This window comes from Sporosarcina sp. ANT_H38 (assembly GCF_008369195.1).
Classification (GTDB): domain Bacteria; phylum Bacillota; class Bacilli; order Bacillales_A; family Planococcaceae; genus Sporosarcina.
The window spans coordinates 189,269-213,679 of record NZ_VOBC01000001.1; the positions used below are offsets into that span (position 1 = coordinate 189,269).

Annotated in this window: 29 protein-coding genes and 1 riboswitch; of the genes, 25 read left to right on the top strand and 4 right to left on the bottom strand. The window is 39.1% G+C overall.

Going from position 1 to position 24,411, the window contains the following annotated elements; all coding sequences use genetic code 11:
- Positions 1-77 precede the first annotated feature (77 nt).
- From FQ087_RS01030 to FQ087_RS01110, 17 genes are all read left to right on the top strand, one after another.
- A complete protein-coding gene (locus FQ087_RS01030; RefSeq protein WP_149578715.1) occupies positions 78-647 on the top strand; it encodes an NUDIX hydrolase in 570 nt (189 codons plus the stop codon).
- 4 nt (positions 648-651) lie between these two features.
- Complete coding sequence (locus FQ087_RS01035) at positions 652-1,191, top strand: Rossmann-fold NAD(P)-binding domain-containing protein (protein WP_149578716.1); 540 nt, start codon at positions 652-654, stop codon at positions 1,189-1,191.
- A gap of 184 nt (positions 1,192-1,375) precedes the next feature.
- On the top strand, positions 1,376-1,798 hold the full coding sequence (locus tag FQ087_RS01040) for a ribonuclease FAU-1 family protein (RefSeq protein ID WP_188006601.1): 423 nt from the start codon (positions 1,376-1,378) through the stop codon (positions 1,796-1,798).
- On the top strand, positions 1,791-2,306 hold the full coding sequence (locus FQ087_RS01045; protein WP_370456023.1) for a GNAT family N-acetyltransferase: 516 nt from the start codon (positions 1,791-1,793) through the stop codon (positions 2,304-2,306). The genes FQ087_RS01040 and FQ087_RS01045 overlap by 8 nt, the downstream gene beginning before the upstream one ends.
- 74 nt (positions 2,307-2,380) lie before the next feature.
- Positions 2,381-3,334, top strand: a complete 954-nt coding sequence (locus tag FQ087_RS01050; RefSeq protein ID WP_149578718.1) for an alpha/beta fold hydrolase — start codon at positions 2,381-2,383, stop codon at positions 3,332-3,334.
- Positions 3,335-3,369: 35 nt separating this feature from the next.
- Entirely contained in the window at positions 3,370-3,684 is a 315-nt protein-coding gene (locus FQ087_RS01055; protein ID WP_149578719.1) for a DUF2087 domain-containing protein, read from the top strand.
- On the top strand, positions 3,671-4,540 hold the full coding sequence (locus FQ087_RS01060; protein ID WP_149578720.1) for a hypothetical protein: 870 nt from the start codon (positions 3,671-3,673) through the stop codon (positions 4,538-4,540). Before FQ087_RS01055 ends, FQ087_RS01060 begins: the two co-directional genes overlap by 14 nt.
- 53 nt (positions 4,541-4,593) lie before the next feature.
- Positions 4,594-5,514, top strand: a complete 921-nt coding sequence (locus tag FQ087_RS01065; RefSeq protein ID WP_149578721.1) for a GNAT family N-acetyltransferase — start codon at positions 4,594-4,596, stop codon at positions 5,512-5,514.
- Entirely contained in the window at positions 5,501-6,079 is a 579-nt protein-coding gene (locus FQ087_RS01070) for a nucleotidyltransferase family protein (protein WP_149578722.1), read from the top strand. Before FQ087_RS01065 ends, FQ087_RS01070 begins: the two co-directional genes overlap by 14 nt.
- Positions 6,080-6,089: 10 nt before the next feature.
- Positions 6,090-7,220 carry a DNA polymerase III subunit beta gene (gene dnaN / locus FQ087_RS01075; protein ID WP_149578723.1) on the top strand — a complete coding sequence of 377 codons (1,131 nt, stop codon included), beginning with the start codon at positions 6,090-6,092 and terminating at the stop codon, positions 7,218-7,220.
- Positions 7,221-7,304: 84 nt separating this feature from the next.
- Complete coding sequence (locus FQ087_RS01080; protein ID WP_149578724.1) at positions 7,305-7,748, top strand: ASCH domain-containing protein; 444 nt, start codon at positions 7,305-7,307, stop codon at positions 7,746-7,748.
- A 49-nt stretch (positions 7,749-7,797) separates the two neighbouring features.
- Positions 7,798-8,619 (top strand): DUF2785 domain-containing protein, encoded by an 822-nt coding sequence (locus tag FQ087_RS01085; RefSeq protein ID WP_149578725.1) that lies wholly within the window; start codon positions 7,798-7,800, stop codon positions 8,617-8,619.
- A gap of 141 nt (positions 8,620-8,760) precedes the next feature.
- Positions 8,761-9,411: an SIMPL domain-containing protein gene (locus FQ087_RS01090; protein WP_149578726.1), complete on the top strand. Its 651-nt coding sequence runs from the start codon at positions 8,761-8,763 to the stop codon at positions 9,409-9,411.
- Between the two features lie 95 nt (positions 9,412-9,506).
- On the top strand, positions 9,507-9,872 hold the full coding sequence (locus FQ087_RS01095) for a hypothetical protein (RefSeq protein ID WP_149578727.1): 366 nt from the start codon (positions 9,507-9,509) through the stop codon (positions 9,870-9,872).
- Positions 9,873-9,900: 28 nt separating this feature from the next.
- Entirely contained in the window at positions 9,901-10,365 is a 465-nt protein-coding gene (locus FQ087_RS01100; RefSeq protein ID WP_149578728.1) for an NUDIX hydrolase, read from the top strand.
- 34 nt (positions 10,366-10,399) lie between these two features.
- A complete protein-coding gene (locus FQ087_RS01105; protein WP_149578729.1) occupies positions 10,400-11,155 on the top strand; it encodes an NUDIX domain-containing protein in 756 nt (251 codons plus the stop codon).
- Positions 11,152-11,949: a PP2C family serine/threonine-protein phosphatase gene (locus FQ087_RS01110; RefSeq protein WP_149578730.1), complete on the top strand. Its 798-nt coding sequence runs from the start codon at positions 11,152-11,154 to the stop codon at positions 11,947-11,949. Before FQ087_RS01105 ends, FQ087_RS01110 begins: the two co-directional genes overlap by 4 nt.
- Before the next feature lie 224 nt (positions 11,950-12,173).
- Here the strand turns inward: FQ087_RS01110 and FQ087_RS01115 are convergent, their stop codons facing one another.
- Complete coding sequence (locus FQ087_RS01115; RefSeq protein ID WP_149578731.1) at positions 12,174-12,353, bottom strand: hypothetical protein; 180 nt, start codon at positions 12,351-12,353, stop codon at positions 12,174-12,176.
- A gap of 183 nt (positions 12,354-12,536) precedes the next feature.
- Positions 12,537-12,643, top strand: a riboswitch (SAM riboswitch).
- Positions 12,644-12,745: 102 nt separating this feature from the next.
- On the opposite strand from FQ087_RS01115, the gene metA reads away from it, so the two are divergent.
- The 3 genes from metA to FQ087_RS01130 all read left to right on the top strand — a co-directional run bounded on the left by metA (position 12,746) and on the right by FQ087_RS01130 (position 15,674).
- Positions 12,746-13,654, top strand: a complete 909-nt coding sequence (metA, locus tag FQ087_RS01120) for a homoserine O-acetyltransferase MetA (protein ID WP_149578732.1) — start codon at positions 12,746-12,748, stop codon at positions 13,652-13,654.
- Between the two features lie 832 nt (positions 13,655-14,486).
- Entirely contained in the window at positions 14,487-15,245 is a 759-nt protein-coding gene (locus FQ087_RS01125) for a hypothetical protein (protein WP_149578733.1), read from the top strand.
- Positions 15,246-15,425: 180 nt separating this feature from the next.
- Positions 15,426-15,674, top strand: coding sequence for a PepSY domain-containing protein (locus FQ087_RS01130; protein ID WP_223145586.1), 249 nt, complete (start codon positions 15,426-15,428; stop codon positions 15,672-15,674).
- Positions 15,675-15,913: 239 nt separating this feature from the next.
- Here FQ087_RS01130 and FQ087_RS01135 read toward each other — a convergent pair whose 3' ends face one another.
- A complete protein-coding gene (locus FQ087_RS01135; RefSeq protein ID WP_149578734.1) occupies positions 15,914-16,180 on the bottom strand; it encodes a phosphocarrier protein HPr in 267 nt (88 codons plus the stop codon).
- Positions 16,181-16,313: 133 nt separating this feature from the next.
- On the opposite strand from FQ087_RS01135, the gene FQ087_RS01140 reads away from it, so the two are divergent.
- From FQ087_RS01140 to FQ087_RS01155, 4 genes are all read left to right on the top strand, one after another.
- Positions 16,314-17,066, top strand: a complete 753-nt coding sequence (locus FQ087_RS01140; protein ID WP_149578735.1) for a DeoR/GlpR family DNA-binding transcription regulator — start codon at positions 16,314-16,316, stop codon at positions 17,064-17,066.
- The gene (pfkB, locus tag FQ087_RS01145) at positions 17,063-17,986 is read left to right on the top strand and encodes a 1-phosphofructokinase (protein ID WP_149578736.1); all 924 of its coding nucleotides are present in this window, start codon (positions 17,063-17,065) and stop codon (positions 17,984-17,986) included. Before FQ087_RS01140 ends, pfkB begins: the two co-directional genes overlap by 4 nt.
- A 4-nt stretch (positions 17,987-17,990) precedes the next feature.
- Positions 17,991-19,904, top strand: a complete 1,914-nt coding sequence (locus FQ087_RS01150) for a PTS fructose transporter subunit IIABC (RefSeq protein ID WP_149580699.1) — start codon at positions 17,991-17,993, stop codon at positions 19,902-19,904.
- A 142-nt stretch (positions 19,905-20,046) separates the two neighbouring features.
- Positions 20,047-20,757: a YetF domain-containing protein gene (locus tag FQ087_RS01155; RefSeq protein WP_255452107.1), complete on the top strand. Its 711-nt coding sequence runs from the start codon at positions 20,047-20,049 to the stop codon at positions 20,755-20,757.
- A gap of 61 nt (positions 20,758-20,818) precedes the next feature.
- Here FQ087_RS01155 and FQ087_RS01160 read toward each other — a convergent pair whose 3' ends face one another.
- Positions 20,819-22,012, bottom strand: coding sequence for an NAD(P)-dependent malic enzyme (locus FQ087_RS01160; RefSeq protein ID WP_149578737.1), 1,194 nt, complete (start codon positions 22,010-22,012; stop codon positions 20,819-20,821).
- 362 nt (positions 22,013-22,374) lie between these two features.
- Between FQ087_RS01160 and FQ087_RS01165 the strand changes: the two genes are divergently transcribed.
- The gene (locus tag FQ087_RS01165; RefSeq protein WP_149578738.1) at positions 22,375-22,995 is read left to right on the top strand and encodes a YczE/YyaS/YitT family protein; all 621 of its coding nucleotides are present in this window, start codon (positions 22,375-22,377) and stop codon (positions 22,993-22,995) included.
- Between the two features lie 679 nt (positions 22,996-23,674).
- Here FQ087_RS01165 and FQ087_RS01170 read toward each other — a convergent pair.
- The gene (locus FQ087_RS01170; protein ID WP_255452108.1) at positions 23,675-24,373 is read right to left on the bottom strand and encodes an HAD family hydrolase; all 699 of its coding nucleotides are present in this window, start codon (positions 24,371-24,373) and stop codon (positions 23,675-23,677) included.
- Between the last annotated feature and the right edge of the window lie 38 nt (positions 24,374-24,411).

Consider the following 24,411-nt stretch of genomic DNA (forward strand, 5'->3'; position numbering starts at 1 on the left):
TATACCTGGTTAACTTTCGTATTGTTTTTATTGGAAAATATAGTGCCGCTATGTCGCAAAAGAATTGAGGGATTTTATTGGAGAAATGGAAAACGATTAAGTCGGAGTATCACTACAAAACACCTTTTGGGAACTTAAGGAAAGATAAGTGTCAGCTTCCAAACGGGGCAATCATTGATGATTATTTTGTCCATGAGTATGAGGATTGGGTAAATGCAGTTGTACTCACCAAAGATAAACAGGTCGTATTCGTAGAACAATACCGTCATCCTGGTCAAGGATTTTATGTGGAAATTCCTGCTGGGAAAATTGAAGAAGGAGAGTCGCATGAGGAGGGGATTTTAAGGGAGTTACGAGAAGAGACGGGTTATATTTCGATGACGAAACCTATTAAACTAGGCGAGTTTATGGTGAATCCAGCTACTCAAACAAATAAGGTTGTCACCTTTCTAATTTTGGATGCTTATAAAGAATATGATCAGGAATTAGATGAAACAGAAGAAATAGAAGTGAAACTTATTCCTTTAGATGCAATAGAGGAGATGATTCGCAGCCAACAAATAACTCAACTTTTTTCAGTTAGTGCCTATTACTGGGCCAAAGATTTGTTGAATAATTCATTTGCCTTGCCCTCAGAAAAGAGGTGAGTATATGAAAAGTAACAATCATGCTCTAATCATTGGTGGGACGGGTATGCTTGCCGGAGTTTGTCTTCATCTTGCACGTGAAGGTTATTCTGTTTCTGTCATTGCGCGTACATTGTCGAAGTTTAAACGATTGAAAGTAGAAAGTCCGCCAAATTCTATATTTCCACTTATTGCTGATTATGATACAGATGATGTTTATGAAGAAATTAATAAAGTGATTCTAGAACGGGGTACGTTTGATCTTATTATTAGCTGGACGCCAAATTACAGTGTGCTTGAGCGTATTTGTGAGATGAATGATGGAGACAGACCGTTTCGTTTATTCCATGTGAAGGGAAGCCGACGATATTTCGAAGATGAGTCAATCCGGATTCCTAGCCTGTGTAGATACCGGAAAGTCTTTTTAGGATTTGTGATGGAAGATAGTGATTCACGCTGGCTTACACATGAAGAAATTGCGAGTGGAGTCATTAAACAAATCTTGAAAGATGATGAAGAGGGCATAATAGGTCAAATCCATCCCTATGAGCTACGGCCGAAATAGCTAGTTTGTACTTCGAAAATAATATGAAGTGAGGGAGTTAATACTGAAGAGGAAATACGGAAGCAGATATGATTGGAAGCGTGTGACGGAAAGGGTGTATACGGAGCTCTATATTGAGACGGATTCATCCTTCAAAGGATATGTAAGTTTGCTGCATATGAAAGAAGTGAGGGAGCCCCTCTATATGTCATATGAAGACAGGACTATTTGCATCGCGGATGACGGATATTACTGGATGCAACATTTCCCAGAAGGGCAGCACCATTCAATTACGACGGTGTTCAATTCATCAGGTGGACTTGTGCAATGGTATATCGATATATGTAATAGGATTGGTTATTCTACGGAGAATGGCCCGTGGATGGATGATTTATATTTAGATCTTATTGTATTACCAACCGGGAAAATCATTGAAAAGGATATTGATGAGTTGGAAATCGCCTTGAAAAACAAAGAAATTTCTACTAGTGAGTATGAATTAGCTTGGACTGAATTTGACAGACTTAAATTATTACTGGCGGATGGTTGTATGAAATTAGAGGAAATGACGAGACCCCATTTTGATTTGTTGTCCCGGTCTTTTGTTAACATTGAAAGGAGTGATTGAGATATTAATTCGAAAAGCAGAGGTAGAAGATGCAGAAGGAATTGCAAAAGTCCACGTGGATAGTTGGAGGACGACATACAAAGGAATTGTGCCGGAAACTTTTTTAGAAAACCTTTCCTACGAGCAGCGCGAACTGACTTGGAAAAGGGGGATAAAAGAGAATAACGTATACATAGCAGAAGATGAGAATGGTCAAGTCATAGGATTTTCTACAGGAGGAAAAGAACGCACCGGGAAATACGAGGCGTATACAGGGGAATTATATGCGATTTATATCTTGAAAGAGTACCAAGGAAAAGGGATTGGTCAATTACTCGTCCAGACTGTTGTGGAGGATTTAAAAGTTAAGAATTTGAACTCGATGCTTATATGGGCCATAGAAGAAAACCCAGCTTGCCGTTTCTATGAAATGTTAGGTGGAAAGAAGATGGACACTGAAGAAATCGAAATTGCTGGCAAGAAGTTGAGTGAAGTTGCATATGGATGGGGAGATATAACTAATTATTAATAGTTTTATAACTTTTTGTACATAACGAATGGAAGTCACTTAGGAATGGAATGTGAAAATGTGAAAATGTGAAAATGCGGAAGATGAAAAGGATTTTCAAGATAATTATTCTTTCAATTATCATTCTTTTTGTTGTCATCATTTCGGGCTCTTGGTTTTATCATTCGACTGTTATGAAAAAAGAAATTGCCTCAACTCCAGCGCCAGGAGTACTAGTTGACGTAAATGGTCATCAAATGCATGTTTACGCAGAAGGAGACGGAGAACAAACGATTGTATTCCTTTCGGGTGCTGGAACTAGTGCGCCAACGTTGGATTTTAAGCCACTTTGGTCTGAACTATCTCCTAAGTATACAATTGCGGTCGTGGAAAAAGCAGGATATGGTTGGAGCGATACAGCGGATGTATCAAGAGAGATTGACGACATTCTTGAGGAAAGCCGAACAGCACTTAGACTTGCAGATGTTCAGCCGCCATACGTTTTGGTTGCTCATTCAATGTCAGGATTGGAAGCCATCCGCTGGGCCCAAAAATATCCGGAAGAAGTGCTGGCGATTATCGGCCTTGACCCCGCAATTCCGGTAGTTTATGAAGTAATGCCGCTTCCATCTTTACCGACAAAACTAGCAGCTACAGTTTTTGCTCGCACAGGACTAATCAGATTGGTCCCTTCCATAGTAAATAGTTCTGCAGCGATTGAATCGGGTTATTTATCAGAGGAAGATATGACGACATATCGTTCGCTTTTTTATCGAAGGACGCTCACTTCCAATATGCTCGAAGAAACGAAACAAGTCCAGGCGAATGCTGAAAAAGTCGGGCAAGCTGAGATGCCAATCGAAGTTCCAATGTATTTCTTCATCTCAGACGGAAAAGAAATCGGGATAACGAATTTGAGAGAGATGCTCTCTAATTATAGTGGTCAACTTGACCGTGGTCAGTTTTTATATTTGGATGTCGGACATTATGTCCATGCTTGGGAACCTGAAATTATTGCGAATGAAATTGATACATTTCTCATGCGTTAAGGATAGGCCAGTTATTTAAATTGGAAGGAATGATTATGTTGGGTGAACGATTTACAATCACAGATGTAGAAAGAGAAAAAGTATTAGGCAATTACTTTAAACTAGGTTTACAAGGACCGCTAGACGTATTTCCGAGTAAAGAAAAAAGGAGGTATATTATTGCCCAAGAAATAATTAAGCATTTTGTAGTGGATAAAACATATGTAGAAAAAGAGATAAATGACTTATTAGCAACGATTTATCCTGACTTCGCGACGGTTAGACGTTTTCTGATAGATTATCGTTTCATGAATCGAAGTGATGACGGCAAGCATTACTGGATTGAAGACAGAACACATGCAAATACATAGAAATGTGAAACAGGAAGATGTTGGTTTGTTCGTTGAGAAGGTCTTTGGTGAAAATGAAGATTTAATTCGAAATTTTTTTGCCAGTATGAGAAGCGATATGAATGAGGGAATCTATTCAGTCGAAAACGTAAATAGAATGGTTGTCGCCGCTTCAATGCACTGTAATATTTGGCATCCTTACTGCGTCTATGTACGTCTTGCTTTTGATTTCAATTGTGTTGATGAAAGAGCAATTCAGTTCATGATTGAGTTCCTGAAAGATGAAGTTGAGAAACCATTATTTTTCTTGATTGACAACCGTTTTAGAGGTTTAGGTGAATTACTTACGCGAAAAGATTTCCGATTAATTAGAAAAACAGAAGTAATTAATATCAATCCTAAAAGTTTCCTTTCTGTAAAAGATGATAGCGATCAAGAGATTATAACCGTTGGCCAAATTCTAAATGACACAGTTTTATTATCTAGCCTAATTAAGATTTGCAAAAAAATATATACAGAGACCCATGTAGATAACCCCGTTGCTGACTTGTCTAGTTTAAGTTGGAAAAATGTCATCCTTGATGATCTTATCGACTCAAGTAGCTATGTTGTAGTAAACGAAAATAACGTAATTGCTTTCAGTTTGATGTATGAGGGTGAAGAAAATAGTTGGGAATTGGGCTGGGTCGGTGTAGAAAATAGTGATGAAATGACTCTATTGAATCTCGTTTTGAATAAACAGCTTCGAGATGCAAATGAACAAAATATCAAGTATATCGAAAAAGAAGTGGACTCAACATGTCCCTATTCACTGCACATTGCGAAGTCGCTATCCTATGATGTGTCGGAGACATGGTATGCATACGTTCAAACATAAACTACTAGACAACTTTAACCGTTTTGCCATCAATCAAAGTTAGGGTGAAAAACATGACGACTATCATCACAATTAATCCACCAAGTGACATAAGAAATCTCGCAGTTTTTTTAAGGGAAATGAATAAAGATTCAAGTAGCCACGTCGGTTATCTTGGAGAAGTCGAAGAGGAAGTTTATCAAACCCTTCTTCATAACTTCTCGGATTTAGATTTGTCGCAGTCATTTGCAGTTGCCTATGAAGATGGATGTATTGTCGGCGCCATGGGGTTAGATATTGATAAAGATGACTTTAGTGCGGAAGTATGGGGACCTTTTATGAGCTATAAAGTAAATGATCCATATGTTATTGACGAGCTTTTAGCAGCAGTGATCTCCTATTCTTCAATTCAGCTAAAACATATAAACTTTTTTCTGAATAAGAAAAATACGCGTGGAAAAGAATTTGTCTTGAAACACGGGGGAGTTGAACAAGGGCATCATGCAATTTTACTAGCTCACCGTGATGAACTTGGGGAAGTTAATGTTGATGGAATAGAAAAATATAGCCCACAGTATGAACAAACTTTTTCTGCTCTTCATGAAGCTGCATTTCCTAGTACGTATTATAGCGCGCAAGAAATTATTAGTCGTCAGAATGAAATGAATCAGTTATTCATAATGACAAATGGGGACCAGTTCATTAAGGGATATGTCTATATAGAGGCTCAACCACAACATGAGGAGGGCTCGATTGAATATATTGCTGTTTCAACTCAAAATAGAAAACAGGGTGTTGGTACAAAGTTGATAAAAGCCGCATTAGTTAATCTTTTCTCGTTTAATGAAATAGAAAAAATTTCGTTATGTGTGGAAAAAGAAAATGAGAGTGCCCTTAACCTTTATCAAGCTGCCGGATTCAAAATGAAGCATGAACTCATACATTTCAAAATCACATTCAATGGGCGTGAGGAAATAGTTCATGATAATCAATAATGAAGAAGATATTATTTCATCGATTGGTGAAGACAAATGGATGATGGGACTATTGAAATGCGCTCAATCACTGAATTTACCCGATTGGTGGATCTGCGCTGGATTTGTTCGCTCTAAAATTTGGGACGTACAACACGGTTTCGATGAAAGGACGACGATTCCAGATATTGATGTAATCTATTATGATCGAATAAATATAGAAAAGAGTGTGGAAAAGGAATACGAGGAAGCATTGAAAAGGCTTCTGCCTACTATCCCTTGGTCAGTCAAGAATCAGGCAAGGATGCATAGTATAAATAAAATCTCACCCTATTCTTCATCCGTAGATGCTATTTCAAAGTTTCCTGAAACAGCAACGGCTTTAGGGGTGAAATTGGATGGCAGAGATAATGTCATATTAACAGCGCCTCACGGTATAGATGACGTTGTAAATTTTATAGTAAAGCCGACCCCTTATTTTTGTGAGCAGAAAGAGCAGATGAAGATCTATAAAGAAAGAATTAGGAAAAAGAATTGGCAAGTTCTATGGAATAAGATTGAGATTATAAGTGCGCAACGTAATTAGGAGGGTTTTTATGGAATTTACAGTAAGCAAAAGTTCATTTACGACTGCGGTTTCTGATATAAATAAAATTATTTCATCAAAAAGCGTTATTCCAATACTCTCGGGAATAAAAATAGAAGCCAACGAGAGCGGTATTAAGCTAACAGGTAGCAATTCAGATATTTTCATTGAAAGGACAATCCCATTACTAATTAGTGGAGAAAAGGTTGTGGCAATCAAAGAATTTGGAAGTGTAGTTGTCTTATCAAAATATTTAAATGAGATTGTGAAAAAATTACCCAATGATATTTGTATTAAATTAGCACTCGATGATTCGATAACAATAAAATCTGGGGATATTGAAACGAAATTAAACGGATTTAATGCGAATGACTATCCAAAACTTCCGGAGATGAATCGCAATAATAAAATTGAAATACCGTTTGGAAAATTAACGGAGGCTTTAAAGCAAACTGCATTTGCTGTTTCAAAAAGCGAGGCCAAACCGGTACTAACCGGAGTGAAGATGGAGTTTGAAGAAAATAAGCTTATTTGTACTGCAACAGATTCACATAGATTAGCACGTAGAGAAGTGGAAATTGAATCTGCAATTACAGAATCATTTGTTGTTCCGAGTACAAGTTTGTCAGAACTGACACACCTTAAAGAGGCAGATTCCTCAATTGTAGGAATCTCTTATACGGATCATTTCATTATGTTCGGGACTGCAAACAGTTCACTTTATTCAAGGTTAATCGAAGGTGTATATCCTAACACTAAATCTTTGGTCCCAACAGAATCAAAGGCATCGATAACCATGAACAACCAAGCACTAATAGATGGAATTGATCGGGCTTGTGTATTTTCGACCGAATGGAAACATAATAACGTCCAATTGGAGATTGTGGACGATACTACTATCAAGATATCTTCAAATTCCACAGAAGTCGGGATGATTGAAGAGCTTCAAAAAATTATACATATTCACGGACAGTACGACATCCAAATGTCATTCGATGGTCGCTTTGTACTTGATGCTTTAAAAAGGATACATGAAGAAAATGTTACGATACGTTTTGATGGCATGATGAAGCCGATTGTCATTCAACCACTAAATGATTCAACTTGCCTTCATCTAATTTCGCCAGTACGGTCTTATTAAAACGAGTACCTTTGCCCTTATTTAGTAATGGGGAGCTTGAGTATAGAAGATTTATATTGTTTAAAATCGAAAGGGGTTTTCAGGATGAATCAAGCAGCACAAACCTATTGGGATGAGTTTTGGAATGGCGGCAATACCCCTACTTCTGTCAGCGCGTGGATGTTTGGTGGTTTGCCAAATGAGTTAGCACAGCTTGTAATTGATGGGAAAAAGACAGCGACATGTTCAGGACATGTTATATATGGGTTGGAAAATGAGCCATTTCCGACGACAGAAGATTACAGCATTATTTTAAATAAGGACGAACAGCCGGTTGCCATTATTAAGACGGTTGAAGTATCGTACGTACCGTTGAATAAAGTGACGGAGGATTTTGCGATTTCCGAAGGGGAAGGCACTTATGAAGATTGGAGAGCGATTCATGAGAGATTCTTCACAGATGAATTACAGAATCATGGACTTGTGTTTTCTGAGGATATGCTTCTTGTTTGTGAACGATTTACGCTGATTGACATAAAGGATAAGTAAGCTCAGAAAAGTCTTTTACCTAAAACAACAAATAGAGGTGGGCACAGTAATGTTGATAGCAACTTTAGAAAGTTATCTTGAAGATAGAATGCCGAAACTAACGAAAGAAATTAGGCAAGAGATGTTGACACAAATCGGAAATCCAGATAGTTATTTGCGTGACGAGTTAATCTATCGAAGCTTTGGAAAAATGATTGTTTCCAATCAATTAAATTCAGAAGAAATACAGGCTCTACTTGAAGTGGTGTTACAGGAAGACTATTTATTTTACGGAATTGGTGAGTCTGGAACGGATTCAGTTTTCACACGTTCTTTCTCGGCGCTGGTTATCGCGGCGGTTATTGAATATGACATCGAGAAACAAGTAGTGGATCCAGATCTTGTTCTGTATACAGTGGACAGGGTTATACGCTATATGATGGAAGAAAAAGACGCACGCGGTTTTATTCATGGAAATGGGTGGGCGCATGCTATTGCACATGGTGCTGATGCTTTGGACGCCTTGTCGAAACATCCTCTACTAAAAAAAGAGGATAGTAATCAAATTCTGCATGCAGTTCAACATTCCTTGCTCAGGCAAGTGGATTATTTGGATGAAGAGGAAGAACGGTTAGCTACAATAATAGTTTCATTAATAAAGTATCAAGATAATGAACAGGCTATACGAGTATGGATTGAAGAATTGGCCAGAATGGTCGAAACTCAAATGGATGAAAATAAAGGATCCCTTGACGCATATCATGTTCAAAGAACAGTAAAGAACTTTTTGAAATCAGTTTATGTAATTTTGAGTGCGAAGGATATAGGAAAGAAAGTAAATAGCGACGTTTTTGGAGTTCTCAAAAAGTGGATGTGGTTTTATCTGAATTAGTCGTATAGTTTTTATGTTCTGTCGTAGAGTTCGAACGATCTGTTGTTCAGTTCTCAATTACGTGTTACCGCAATTATCTTTTCCGAGTAATCAGCATACTATCTAAGGTAGCGTAATGATGCTCAGGAAAGGTGGAGACGTATGTATTATCCTTATGCCCAACAAATGACCTGCCGGCAACAACGGGTAATGACTGTTACTGGAATCGGGAGTCTTAAAATAACGCCGGATATCGCTCAAATTCAGTTGGAAGTCAGTACTGAAAACAAGCAACTTAATCATGCGCAAAAGGAAAATGCTTATGAGATGAGTCAGGTTATCGATTCGTTATTGAAATTAGGAATTGACAGAGACAATATACAAACTGTTTCCTACACGATAGTTCCCCAATACAACTATATCGAAGGTGAACAAATATTTAGAGGATACGAAGTTACTAATGCGATTACAGTGAAAATCACTGATATTGATCAAGTTGGAAATGTTATAGATATGGCGGTCCAAAACGGGGCAAACAGGGTATCAAATATTCAGTTCAAGGTTGAAAATGAACAATTGGAATATCAAAAAGCATTGAGCCTTGCACTAAAAAATGCATTAGCCAAAGCGCAAACAATTGCTGGGACAATGCAGCTGCAACTTGACCCCCATCCAATTAAAATTGTTGAGGAATTAAGAGAAGAACCCATCGTGTATCGAACATTTGCGGCGAAAGAAATGACTGGCTCCACACCGATTGAACAGGGACAAATTACGATTAGCGCTACGGTTAAAGTGCAATTTCAGTATTAAAATGACAGCGTAAAGAAGAGGAATACTATTATGCGTTGATAGTAAAAACGACATCTAACCGAATCACGATTATAAATTAAGGGAGTGGGGAAGACATGGTAGCTAAAAAATCTTCTAATTACCTATCGCCTATTGCGCGGATATTTGAAAAGTTTTCACGGCAACAAGACGTATCGTTGATTTATGGAGAAGCAATTGATTTTGAAAACAAAAAAGTCCTTCCAGTAGCAAAGATTAATTATATTGTTGGCGGGGGAGGAGGATATTCTGGTGAACCAGGCAATTCTTCAGTTAATCAAGGAGAAGGGGGCGGGGGTCATATTTCCGTCAGGCCTTTGGGTGTCTACGAGATTGATGCGGAAAAAGTGAGGTTCAGACCAATCATTGACTTCAAATTCACTTTAACACTAGTTGCCGTTTTTACACTGGGTCTAGTTTTGTTATTAAAGAAAGCGCGCTGAAAATTAATTTGTATTAGGGAGATTTAGTATGGGGTATATACAGGAATTAAGAGATTTAGTAGGCAATCGACCAATTGTTATGACAGGGGCAAACGTGATTTTACTAGATAACGAAAAAAGGCTGTTATTGCAATTAAGAACAGATAACAACTGCTGGGGGTTAGCTGGAGGCTCGTTAGAACCAGGAGAAACGTTGGAAGAAGTGGCGAAACGAGAGTTATATGAAGAAACTAATTTGGTAGCAAAACAACTTTCTTTGTTCAAAGTGTTTTCTGGTCAAGAGTTTTATTATAAATATCCACATGGTGATGAAGTTTATAATGTAATCGCTACCTATATTTGTACTGATTATGAGGGTGTAATGAAGGAACAGGCAGATGAAGTACAGGCTTTGAAATTCTTTCGCTTTGACGAGCTGCCAGGGAAACTAAATCCTCCTGAAATACCGATACTGTCTGAATTTATCACCACTCATTACTGCGAGAGCATCTAAAAGGAATGTGCTAATTAATAGGGGGAATAATTGAATGTTGTATCGCAGAAAAACGTACACGATTGAACCAGCGATGTACGTAAAATTTACCCACTTTTTTCACACCTATTTGCTTCCGAATCAGCTGACGCATGGAGCGCAGCTGGTTGGACGGTGGGTTAATGAACAACAGACAGAGATCATGGCAATGTGGTCATACGATAATAGGGCCCATTACGAGATAGTGGACGCTAACATTCGGGCATCGGAAATGCATGCTGAAGCGCAAAACTATCGAAAATCATTGGCGCCATTATTTATTTCATCAAACGAAGACTTTTTCACTTCTACGGGGGAGTACGGACAATCTAAACAAATCGTTGCTGTCAGTGGCTATATTGTAAATGAGGAAGGACACGTATTACTTGTACGTAACAATCACCGAAATGATACATATGAAATGCCGGGTGGGCGACTTGAACTTGGGGAAGCCTTGAAAGAGGCGGTAAAACGGGAAGTGCTAGAAGAAACAGGTATCCACGCTGAAATTGGCGATATGACGGGCGTTTATCAAAATATCACGTCAGGCGTCATCTGTATGGTTTTTCATGGGAGAGCAATATCAGGTGTACCGGCTGCTCAGCCTCCTGAAACGATTGACGTACAATTTGTTGACTTTGATAAAGAACAAGTAGAAGACTGGATAAAAAGACCCCAATTTGCGTCGAGAGTAAATGATGCTCGAAATAGCGACACGTTAGCTTATGAAAGTTATGAAGTGAAACCGTATCGATTGATTGAGCGCTCATGAATAATCTCTCTTGGGTTGGAAGTGAAAAGGACTTTGTAGATGAACCGGATGTTAGATGGGTTGATCGCGTGGTAGTTGGTCGTTTTGGGGGTAATTCTTCAGCGGGACAAACCAAGAATGAAGATGGCTGCGTGATTTGGCAAAATGAGAAATGGGAATTCGTAGCTATTTTAGATGCGCATAAAAGTTCGGAAAGTGCGGAACTTGTCATTCGAACACTCGAACTGTTCAAAGAAAATTTGGTGGAGATTTTAGAAATGAAGGGTCCGCCAGAGTTTAAACGTTTGGAAGTGAAGCTACTTGGAATTTTTCAATCCGAACAGTTTTTGAATGACTGCAAGCGTGTCACAGGAGAAACGGCTTGTCTTATCGTTGTTAGGAAAGCTAATTATGTATGGTGGCTTTCCGTTGGAGATTGCTTAGTATATGTATTGCATCCGGATCTAATTGCCCTGAACCAATTTCAACTCAACCAAAGACAATTCTTCGAGTGGATTGGACAAGTGAATACGTTTAAGCAAGCAGTACCATGCTACACCTCAGGAACGAGGGAGTTGAGAAGAGGCAACAACCTTATTTTTTTGACGACTGATGGTTTAGTGGAATGCCCGGGGAATCCTTTTTCGGATCCATCAAATCTTGTTGCTGCGCTGAATGAAAAAGAACTTGATGAAGGAATTTTACAGTTATTGATGGAAATCGAAAGGCAGAATGTGCGGGACAGTACGACGATTATTGCGTGGAATGTGGAAGTGGAAAAGGAAGGTAGCATCCCGAGCGACTATAAGGGATGAAAGAATGTAAAACCAGGGTTAGACAAATTAAAGATGGATTCACCTGAACTAAATTATATTTTAGATCTTTTTCATAAACCAGATTGGATCGATAAATTGATCGAGGAGTTGGAGCAACCATCTGATTTAAGTTGAAAATATATAATCCCTCTCGCAAGCATAGTGCTTGCGAGAGGGGCTATCATTTCGCGGTGGTTTTTAGTGGCTGTTATTGCGCAGATGAATCATTTTCGTTTCTTTTCATTGGGGTTCATTCGTTCTCGTATTGGTTTTAGGGAACTGAGTTCAGCAAACTCGCGAGCAATTTCTTCTCTCATGTCGCCCGGTTTGATTTTTTGGTTTTTCGGTGTTTGGGGTAATGAACGTGCATTATTTCCGCCAGTTTTATTGTCATCTCTTCCCATTTTAACAGCTCCTTTCTCTTTTTCAGTACCTCATTAATATGGCTCTCTAAAGGAATATTATTCAGTGATCTTCTTGTCGAATAAACGTGAAAATTAAAACAAAAATTTTAGTTTTTGTGGCTGCTGTAGAAAAAGACGGTTTACAACAGTGTTTTTAATAGTATAATAGAAGCTAATTGAATATTCTTATCAAGAGAAGCTGAGGGATATGGCCCTTTGAAGCTTCAGCAACCTCTGACATTGTCAGGAAGGTGCTACCTCCAACAAGATTTATTCTTGAGAGATAAGAACAGAGAGCCCAAAATAAACCCTCTTTTCTTGTCTTATAGAAAAGTGGGTTTTTTATGTTGAATCATGTGATTAAAACCAAAGTGAAAAGGGAGAGACGACAGATGCCGATCAACGTACCGAAACAATTGCCAGCAGGTGAACTATTGAAGAAGGAAAAAATATTCGTGATGGATGAGGAACGTGCAACATCCCAAGATATACGTCCTATGAACATCGCAATCTTAAATTTGATGCCTGAAAAAGAAAGAACTGAGTTGCAGCTACTACGTTTATTAGGAAATACACCACTACAAGTAAATGTTACATTTTTGAACACAGCCACACATGACTCGAAAAACGTAAGTAAAACGCATTTAAATGCATTTTATACGACATTTGAACAAGTGAAAAATCGTCGTTTCGATGGTTTGATCATTACGGGTGCTCCAATTGAGCATATGGAATTTGAAAATGTTAATTACTGGAGAGAAATAACAGACATTATGGACTGGTCGAAAGAAAATGTGACTTCTGTTTTACATATTTGTTGGGGAGCGCAAGCGGCTCTTTATCACCATTATGGAATCGGGAAATTTGAATTGCCGAAAAAGTGCTCAGGCGTTTTTACACATCGACTATCGGACCCAACAATTAATCTTGCACGCGGCTTTAATGATGAATTTAAAGCACCGCATTCACGATATACATCCGTTTCAACTGCGGAAATAGAGAATGATCCCCGTCTACACTTGCTTGCTAAATCAGACGACGCAGGAGCATTCATCGTTATCTCTAAAGACGATAAACATATTATGATAACAGGTCATTTGGAATACGATGCGGATACGTTGGCGGAAGAATATGCACGTGATTTGCAAAAAGGAGTCGGTATTGATATCCCAGAAAATTATTTTCCGAATGATGATCCAAGCAAAGAGCCGTTGAATACATGGCGTTCACACACACATCTACTCTTCTCCAACTGGCTTAATTATTATGTGTATCAAGAAACACCTTATGAATGGGAATAACTACTCAATGACATATGTGTTAATTAACTAAAATTCGCTTGTAAATGACTGCTTACTTGAATCAATTTCATAATAGGATTATTAAACGGGAAAAACGAACAATGTTGATTTCCGCTTCAGATGGACGCTTTCCGCGGGCACGGCTTACATCCACTGCTCCCAACGCTTCGCTTTTGGTCGCAAAAGCCGTTCTACGTGACGTCTCTTCCTGCGGGGTCTTCAGCTCGCGCTGTTACCGAGGCTTACAGGATGTAGGTCATGCAACGGGGAGGGATTGGACTCCATCCCTCCTTGTTGCCGCAGGACGCGGCGAACTTAGGTTGCCAAGTCGCCATCTTCCGCTACAATCAACGAGAGTAGTCCGTAAAATTGACGGACAATGAATTGGTAGATGAATTATTTCGTTCGTCTTTATACATAAAATAAGTAATTGTAAAATTGATTCACTTTTGCGGTAAAATACCAGACGACCTATGTACAGGTGCTTCTGGAACACTTTGGATTGAACCACTACTGCACTATTATCGGGATTTCTTGCTGAGAAGGGATGCAACCCCTTCTCAGTTTTTTTGATAAACGTATGGTGGCCGATTTTCCGTCGCTCTCCAATGATACAATTTTGGCTGCTAAATCCATCTGTATATTATTTCCTTTTCGAATTTAAGGCAGTCACACTTTCTATATAGCGTCACACTGTTACTCGTCTGATCTTTGCTCAATCAAGCAAAATGCTTTTTTTATAGGTGCTTTATGTAAGAAAATCAACATACGTGACTCAATGACCCTTTTGTCGTGATTTGCATAAGTTAATACGACAAGGGGGTTGAATGAGGTGGGATTGTTTATTAACAAAAATGGGCACCCGGATGTTTTTAAAAATAATGCAGATATTTTAGGCTGGAATCAAGAACATTATAAAATAGATCCGGTAGCGGAATGGATGAAGGAACAGAGGGAAATGACTCATGCAGTTGGCGATCAGTTCAATATCATGGAAACCTTACTAAAGCAACAGAAAAATGCACAATCCAATCAATTGAAGTCAATCCATAATCGTTTAAATGAAATAAAGGAAAGTGATTTCCGGCACGAGAAATTCGGAAACGATGTTATGGAGTCGTTAAAAAAAGTTGAAACAAAAAACAAATTGTTACAACGTACATTGATGCATGAGCAAATAATAAATCGGGAATTAATCGGGAAAGTGAATGAGGTCAGCCAGTCAAATGAAGAAATTGTCAATCGCATGGAAACACTGACTTCTGCAGATGAGGAAATCATGGTCAAAATGAATGAACAGTTAGATTATCAAAAGCTATTGTCCGAGCAAATATTGGAACAAAAAGATGTACAAAATGACATGCTTAGTAGATTGGACAATCAAGAAGGGTTGCTGGGAAAAGTGATAAGGCAACTGGATTATCTACGCTCTGTCCTATTCGAGAGAACCAACTTTTTATCAGAGAAAATAGAAGGTGGATATAGCATTACGTCATCTTATATATCCAAGTTAATCGCCAGATCGGATCAAGGTTCGGCACGTTTTATGTTGAGTCAAAAGAAGGAAGAAAAAGGGGAGCACCTTGATTGATGGGTATGGCTATTTAATGGTGAAAAACATCATTACAATTAAGCGGGCTTCAAGTACAAGTCATGTACTTAGGGCCAACTTAATTGTCTTTTCAGTTATGGGCTTAGGAGTTCGGCACATATTCGCCCACCTTGAATAGAATGTTAAGGACACCGCAATAATTGAATTGGAGGAGATTGAGTGACGAATCAAAATCAAAATCAACATTGGCATGAACATTATCAGAACCCACAATACCGGAGGATTACGATAAATCAAGCAATGGCAATTGCATTGGAACGTGTACCTGGTCAGGTTGTAAAAGCGGAATTAGATTACGACGACGGAATGTTAGTGTATGAAATTGACATAAGAACGGCAGATGGTTATAAGTATGAAGTGAAAATTGATGCGAATACAGGTGCAATCCTCAGAGTAAAACTAGATTAAGGAAACAATATGTGAAAAGCCACGAATGGAAATCGATTCCATTCGTGGCTTTTCATTTCTTAGATGTCTTGGAAATAACGTCTAGAGTTCAGAACCTAGCCCCTTGAATCGCTTCTGGCCTGTAGTTTAATGCTAAGAGTGCAGGCCACCAGCGCTTATCGGGGCTGAACAGGCGCTTGCGCTTTTGTTCATGAAATTGATTAGAGGCCTTTTGCTAATGTGAAAACACGAGTTTGTTATTACTTTCCAAGGCCTTCGGATTCCATAATTGAATCGACTTTTGCAATTGCATCGGTTTCATCTTCACCATCCGCCGCAATCGTAATGATAGTGCCTGAAGCTACTCCAAGTGACATAACACCTAAAATGGATTTCAGGTTGACTTTTTTACCTACGTATTCCAGTGTAATATCCGATTTGAAAGAACTGACAGCACTAACGAGAGCGGATGTTGGGCGAGCGTGTAAGCCTGCAGTTCCTAAAATTGTGTATTGTTTTTCTATCAATGTATATTCCTCCTAATTGTTTGTTTCATTTTCTACATTATGAACGATAATGACTGAATGTGGATGATTTGGATTGATTGTGAATAGAATTTAGAGTAATATGAGTTTACAGCTAATTAGAGGTGGTGTTCATATGTTGACAAATGAACGATATGAATTAATTTTGAATTTATTGGCGGAGAAAAAAACCGTTAAAATTCAAGAGTTGGTTGACGCGACATCCGCGTCAGAGTCGACTATTCGTAGGGATTTAAACGATCTCGAAGATCTTAACAAATTGGATCGTATCCATGGAGGCGCTACCATTAGTGAGCGCATAACGAAAGAACTTAGTATTTTGGACAAGTCATCCAAAAACCTTCAAGAGAAAATTCAACTTGCCAGTTATGCTGCCTCTTTTGTGCAAGAAGGGGATTGTATTTTTCTTGATGCAGGAACTACGACTTTGCAGATAATTCCCTATTTAAAAGATAAAAAAGTGACAGTTGTCACGAATGGATTGACACATGTCGATTTATTGATGGAAAACGAAATAACGACTTACTTGACGGGTGGCTATATAAAGTCCCGCACACGTGCACTCGTTGGACCCCAAACAATACAAACACTTGGCGATTATCAGTTTGACAAATGCTTTCTTGGCGTCAATGGTTTCCATTTGGAAATCGGGTATACAACGCCAGATCCAGAAGAAGCCGCTGTTAAAAGGCTAGCTTCTACACTCTCGAGAAAAACGTATGTCGTAGCGGATCAATCGAAATATAACAAAGCCAGTTTTGCTACTATTATGGCACTTGATAAAGCCGTATTAATTGTAAGTAACTTCGAAAAACAAGCTATCAACTTATTGGAGCAAAAGACGACAGTAAAGGTGGACAAATCATGATTTATACGTGCACAATCACACCCTCGCTTGATTATACTACCTATTTACCCGAATTCAGAAGCGGTAAACTGAACCGTTCTAAAGAAGTATATTACTATCCCGGAGGAAAAGGAATTAACGTGTCCCGAGTGTTACGTCGATTAGAGGTTGACAATATCGCTTTAGGTTTTGTAGGTGGGTTCACAGGTAATTATATTCAACAATCGTTACATCAAGAAGGAGTTTATACAGACTTTATAAGAACTGAAGAAATTACGCGTATTAATGTGAAAATCAAAGCCGATGAAGAAACTGAGTTAAATGGACCTGGACCTAACATCACAATGGGGCAGCAACAGCAAATGATAGCGAAAGTGCAGGAAATGAAAAAAGGTGATTGGTTCGTTCTTGCGGGTCGTCTTCCTGACTCAATAGCGAAAAGTTTTTTCACGGATATCGCAACACTCTGTAATGATAATGGTATTCATTTTGTCCTTGATACATCTGGCCCCGCTTTAAAAGGCTTGATCGACATGAAGCCTTTTCTTATTAAACCTAACGAGCAAGAGCTTGGTGAATTGTTCGATACAGTAATTGAAAACAAACAGCAAGCACAGCATTATGCCAAGAAACTTGTTGAAAAAGGCGTCGAACATGTCATTGTTTCGATGGGCGGGGAAGGAGCACTGCTTGTTACGAAAGAGGTTGCTGTTTTTGCGAAAGCGCCAAAAGGGAAAGTTGTGAATACAGTAGGAGCTGGTGATTCACTCGTATCCGGGTTTCTTGCATCCTTCACGAGAGATTGTGATCCGGTCAAGGCATTCCGGTTGGGTGTTGCAAGCGGAAGTGCAACCGCTTTTAGAGTGGATCTTTGTGAAAAAAAAGATGTACTAGAACTGCTGGACCAAGTGTTGATTAGTTCATTAGATAAGGGGATGTGAAATGATGAAAATCACACAATTATTAACTGAAGCTACAATCATTTTGGATGTGAAAGCAACATCAAAACAAGATGTACTGACAGAACTGATCAATCAGTTCGATCGTGCAGGAAATTTGAATGATAAAGAGGTATTTACAAAGGATATTTTGACCCGAGAAGAGCAGAGTACGACAGGAATCGGAGATGGAATTGCGATTCCACATGCGAAATCAGCTGCGGTGAAGATGCCTGGAATCGCATTCGGACGATCTTTACCAGGTATCGACTACGCATCGCTGGACGGTCAGCCTGCTCATCTGTTTTTCATGATTGCGGCGAGCAAAGGAGCAAATAACGACCATTTGGAAGCGTTATCAAGACTAGCTACATTTTTGATGGATTCGAATTTTAGAGAGAAAGTTCTAAGTGCTACGTCAAAAACTGAAATTCTACAAGCGGTCAATGACAAGGAGATCGAGTTAGAAGGACCGGAAGAGGATGATGAATCACAATTAGGTCTTTCACCTACATCGAAAATACTCGCGGTTACTGCGTGTCCAACAGGGATTGCGCATACATACATGGCGGCACAAAAACTGACTGATAAAGCGAAAGAAATGGGGATTTTACTAAAAGTGGAAACAAATGGTTCATCCGGCGTGAAAAACCGTTTAACAGACGAGGATATTGCGAATGCGGATACCATTATTGTTGCTGCAGATACTAAAGTGGAAATGGCACGGTTTACCGGTAAGCCGGTCATACAGACTAAAGTGGGCAAGGCGATTTATGAAACAGAAGCCTTGCTAAATCGTGCAATCATCAAAGATGCTCCGATTTACAAACATGATTTGTCTAAAGATGATAGTGACACATCCGAAACCAAAAGCGGTTTTTATAAACACTTAATGAATGGCGTATCCAATATGCTACCGTTTGTTGTCGGTGGTGGAATTTTAATTGCGCTATCATTCTTCTGGGGTATTAATTCGAGTGACCCGAATAGTGCGGATTACAATGCATTCGCTGCAATGCTAAATACAATCGGTGGTGGAAATGCATTCTTCTTGATGGTTCCTGTATTGGCAGGATTCATTGCGTCGAGTATCGCAGACCGCCCTGGATTTGCCCCTGGTATGGTTGGAGGGTTAATTGCAATTACGGTTACGGGTGTTGATAGTGTCAGTGGTGGCTCCGGATTCCTAGGTGGAATCATTGCCGGCTTCCTAGCAGGGTATGTAACGGTTCTCGTTAAAAAAGTGTTTGCGGCACTACCAGATGCGCTTGAAGGATTGAAACCAGTATTGTTTTATCCCGTGTTCAGTATTGCAATTACTGGGCTCATCATGATGATGCTGAATCCTCCTTTGACTAAATTATATACAGGCATGTCAACATTTTTAGAAGGCATTGGTGGGACAAACCAAGTGTTGGTTGGTATTTTATTGGGCGCGATGATGGCAATTGATATGGGTGGTCCAATTAATAAAGCAGCATACACTTTTGGAATTGCAATGCTTGATGCACAAAACTTTGGTTTCATTGCAACGGTCATGGCAGCCGGAATGGTGCCGCCGCTCGGTATGGCAATTGCAACAACATTGTTTAAAAAACGTTTCACAAAACATGAGCGAGAAGCGGGGAAAACAGCTTACGTCCTTGGGGCTTGCTTTATAACGGAAGGTGTCATCCCGTTTGCTGCGGCGGACCCGGCCAGAGTTATTCCAGCATCCGTAGTTGGAGCTGCATTGACTGGTGGGCTGACAATGCTTTTTGATATCAGTTTACGTGCACCGCATGGCGGCGTTTTCGTTATGGGACTTGTTGATGGCGGCATTGGAAAAGTGTTGCTGTATGCATTAGCAATAGCTGCTGGTGCCGTGGTTACAGGTTTACTCGCGGGAATATTGAAGAAGAACAAAATGCAGGTGATATAAAAATGGAGAGAGCTTTCCGGAAAGTCATTTGAACATGACAATTTGAGGGGCTCTCTTTTATTAATTAAACGATCACTAAGTTAATTATATGTATAAGCTCTAAAATTTGGTGGAACACTTCCTGTAAAGTGGAGGTGTGAATTTGGAGGAATTTTTAAAAGTAGACTTCTGGGAAATGATAATGAGGACAACATTCGCATTTCTTGTTCTTCTCATCCTTGCGCGGTTTATGGGAAAAAAACAAATCTCCCAGCTAACATTTTTCCATTATGTAACGGGTATCACAATTGGTTCTATCGCTGCAGATATCGCCGGAGAATCCAGAACGCCATTTTTGAATGGAATCATAGCAATGATTTGGTGGGCGGTATTGACAGTGTTAATGAGTTACATAGCATTTAAATCCAAAAAGGCGCGGATTATTCTCGATGATCAGCCTACTATCGTTGTGTTTGAAGGGAAAATAGTTGAAGCTTCTTTGAAAAAGCTGCGTCTCCATCTGAATGATTTAAGCATGATGCTACGTGAACAAAGTATTTTTTCAATTAAGGACGTCCATTATGCGATACTGGAAACAAACGGGCAGTTAAGCGTCTTAAAAAAAGCGGGACAAGAAGCTGCAACGAAAAAAGATGTAAATGCTCCTGCACCAGTGCCTAAATGTATACCGACAGAAGTAATAGCAGAAGGAAAAATTACGGTTAGGAATTTAACAGAGTTAAACTTAACGGAAGAATGGTTATACGAACAATTGAAAAAGCAGGGTATCGGCAATGCAGAACATATATTTTATGCTGAAGTTCAAACAGATGGAAGTCTTCACGTAGATATGAAGTCTGAGGGTGGAAAATAAGGTGAAACGTCGCGAAAAGGTTAAAACTTTTCGCGACGTTTTTTAATGGGATGTTCTAGGTTCAATGGACAGCACACATAAGAGACGATACACCTGACTCAATCGCTGCTTTACTTACCGCAATGGTGACGGCTTTTACAACTCTTTCATCAAAAGGATCAGGAACAATATAGTCATCGCGTAACTCGGATTCATGGATTAATGATGCAATGGCATAAGTTGCAGCTAGTTTCATGCTTTCATTTATTTCGGTTGCTCGGACATCCAGTGCACCTCGGAAAATACCAGGAAATGCAAGCACATTATTAACTTGATTTGGGTAATCAGATCTGCCGGTCGCAATAATACGAACTCCATAAGCTTTCGCTAAAGCGGGCGCGATTTCGGGGTCTGGGTTGGCCAAAGCAAAGACAATCGGGTCACTGCTCATACAGTCGATAAGCTCCATCGTCAATAGATTAGCAAAGGAAACACCGATGAATACGTCAGCATCAGTCATGGCATTTTGTAATGAGCCTGTCAAGCCATCGGGATTTGTAATTTCAGCAATTTCATCTTTAGTTGGATTCATGCCATTTGGGCGACCTTTGTAAATGATGCCTTTTGAATCACAGATAATAATCTGCTCAAATCCAATATTCTTCAGATGTTTCACTATTGCAATTCCGGCAGCACCAGCGCCATTCACAGCTATTTTAACCGTCTCTTTATTTTTATTAACTACTTTTAGGGCATTCAACAAACCTGCGCCCACAACGATAGCAGTACCATGCTGATCATCATGAAACACAGGGATATCGCACTCTTCACGTAGCCTTTTTTCAATTTCAAAACAGCGAGGGGCAGAAATGTCTTCCAAATTGATGCCGCCAAACGTCGGACTGATCGCTTTGATAGTTTGCACAATGATATCAACATCTTTAGTGCCCAGACAGATTGGAAACGAATCGATATTTGCGTATCTTTTTAAAAGCATCGCTTTCCCTTCCATTACTGGAAGAGCTGCTTCGGGTCCTATATCACCTAAACCTAATACGGCGGTTCCATCAGTTATAACAGCCACTAAATTCCCCTTGATTGTATAATCGTATACCGAATAGGGATTTTTTGCGATTTCTAAACATGGATCTGCTACACCTGGAGAATATGCAAGGCTAAGATCCACTCTGTTTTCAAGTGGAACCTTAGAGACAGTTTCCATTTTTCCAGTATGAATTCGATGCATTTCTAAAGAAGATTGATAACGACTCGTCATTAAACATACCCCATTCCGTTCTAAATTTTTAACTGTTGTTATAAATTTTTACCATGAACTCAAAAAAAATACAAGTCCGAAAATTCTACACAATTAGAAAATTTAGAAAATGAAGCGTTTACATTAGCATTGTTACAATGTTTATGATTAATATATATTTTTTGATATTAATCATTAACGCGCTCAAATTAATAAATTTACTAGACTTCAATAAATTTGGAAATAGAGTGAGGAGAGGATGAAAAAATAAATTACATGCATTTAATCAGTTTAGATATGTTACATTAAATATGTGTGATGGAAGAATTACAGATGAAGTATGCATAAGAAATTAAGCGCTAATGAAAGAAGATGGTTGTTATATGAAAAACACCTTAATCATCAGTATGTTTTATTTAGTTGGGTTATTGTTCTTGGCACTAGGGATAAGTATGATGATTTTATCTAACTTGGGAGCTGGTCCTTGGGATGCAATGTATGTAGCACTTTCTGAGAGTGTTGGATTGACTGTCGGGAGCTGGGTTTTTATCGTTGGTGTGCTCTTGATAATCATAAACAGTCTATTGTTGAAAGGAACACCGGATTTTCTTGCCATCATAACAATAGTACTTATCGGTGCTTTAATAGACTTCTGGTTACTTGGCGTATTTCCGGATTTTACGGCAACGGAAATAGGAATGCGAATCTTCATGCTAATAGCGGGGATTCTGATTATCGGACTAGGGATCTCTTTGTACCTACAGTCGAGTTTTGCCAGAAATCCAGTCGATAATTTGATGATGACATTACAATCATTGACGGGGAAAAGTTTAGCTGTTACCAAAACTGTGATGGAAGTATCTATCCTGGTGCTTGCTTTTTTCATAGGAGGTCCAATTGGCATTGGAACGATAATCGTTACTTTTGCTATCGGTCCACTCATTCAGATGTTCTATCCACCTGTTACGAAATTCAAAAATCGGATTTGTCGCGTAAAAGTATAACTTGCAAATACCTAAGAAACGTACATCCATTAATACGGATGTACGTTTCTTTATATATGTTGTAGTACGTCTGTTGATTAACTAAAATTAACGAGCAAATTATTAACCTCAGGCACTCTATGTACAGTTACCGTTGGATCGCATGGGACTGAACAGCTACTACACCATTATCGAGATTTCTTGCTGCATAGTGATGCGACTTTGTCGCATCACTATGCAGTTTTTTCAATATTCGTATGGTAGTCTTTCGTCCATCGCTCTCCGCTAGTATAGGTACACAAAGTTCTAAAGCTACTGAGAACGAGTGAATCACAGCATTTCTATCTAGCAAGAAGCAGCCGAAGATGGAATTTTGGCTGCTGAATCCATCTTTATAGCATTTCCTTTTTGGTTTTAATTAAGTATCACTTTCTAAATAGCATTACATTGTAACTTGTATGGTCATTACTAAAATTAGCAATGAAAGCTTTGTTAAAAGCGATAGAGTGCCCGTATTTCTTACAAGTAACTCATGAAATAAAATGGTTAATCAACAGACGTGTCATTTGTTTAACATATATAGAAAGCAGGCGCCAAACGCTCGGGTCACTTCAGTCTTGCTGATAAAGGCAAAGAACGCCTTTATCTTCAAGCCTTTCAGTGCCTGTCGCGTCTGGACGGCGCCTTGCGCTTTTAATAGTTAAATTATTTCCCATTCACGTTCTTTAGCTATAGCTTTTAATCGTGGATCTGGTCGAACGGCAACAGGGTTCCCGACGAGTTCCAGTACAGATAAGTCGGAAAGACTATCGCCGTATGCGAAACTATTTTGCCAGTCGATCTCTTTTCCATTGAGTGCTTCTTGAATCTTTTCGTTTTTTCGTGGCCCTTGTATATGATGGATAGGTGTACGATTGTCGGTCTTTCCCTCTTTCATGGGGATCTCTGTACCGATGATCGTATCGAACTGCAACTCCTTTGTGACGGATTGTAAAAGGGAAGTGTACGCACCTGAAACAAGCATAATATGTACATTTTCAGAAGCATGCTGTTTCAAACGTGCAATAACTTCAGGATTAAAGCCTTCACGTACACGATCGGTTAATTCTCCGAAATAAGCATCTAATTCTTTAGAGGACATTTGTCCAAGCGCATTTAAGTACACTTGCATGGAACGTTCTTTCATTTTGGCCTCTGGAACCAGTTTCAACTTGTGGCCGATAAAAGGTGGAAGGATAGCCCGGTAAAATTGTTTGTAATTAGGATGATAGACGGGATGGTATCTTAAATGGCTCATTAGTAGCTGAAAAGTTTCATCTGAATACAGTGTTCCATCAAAATCGAATATCGCAACTCGCATAATAATCCCCTTTTTCTTGCTTTCTGTAATTAATTCCATGTTTTAATCATACAGCGTTTGTATTGTGGAGGCAATTT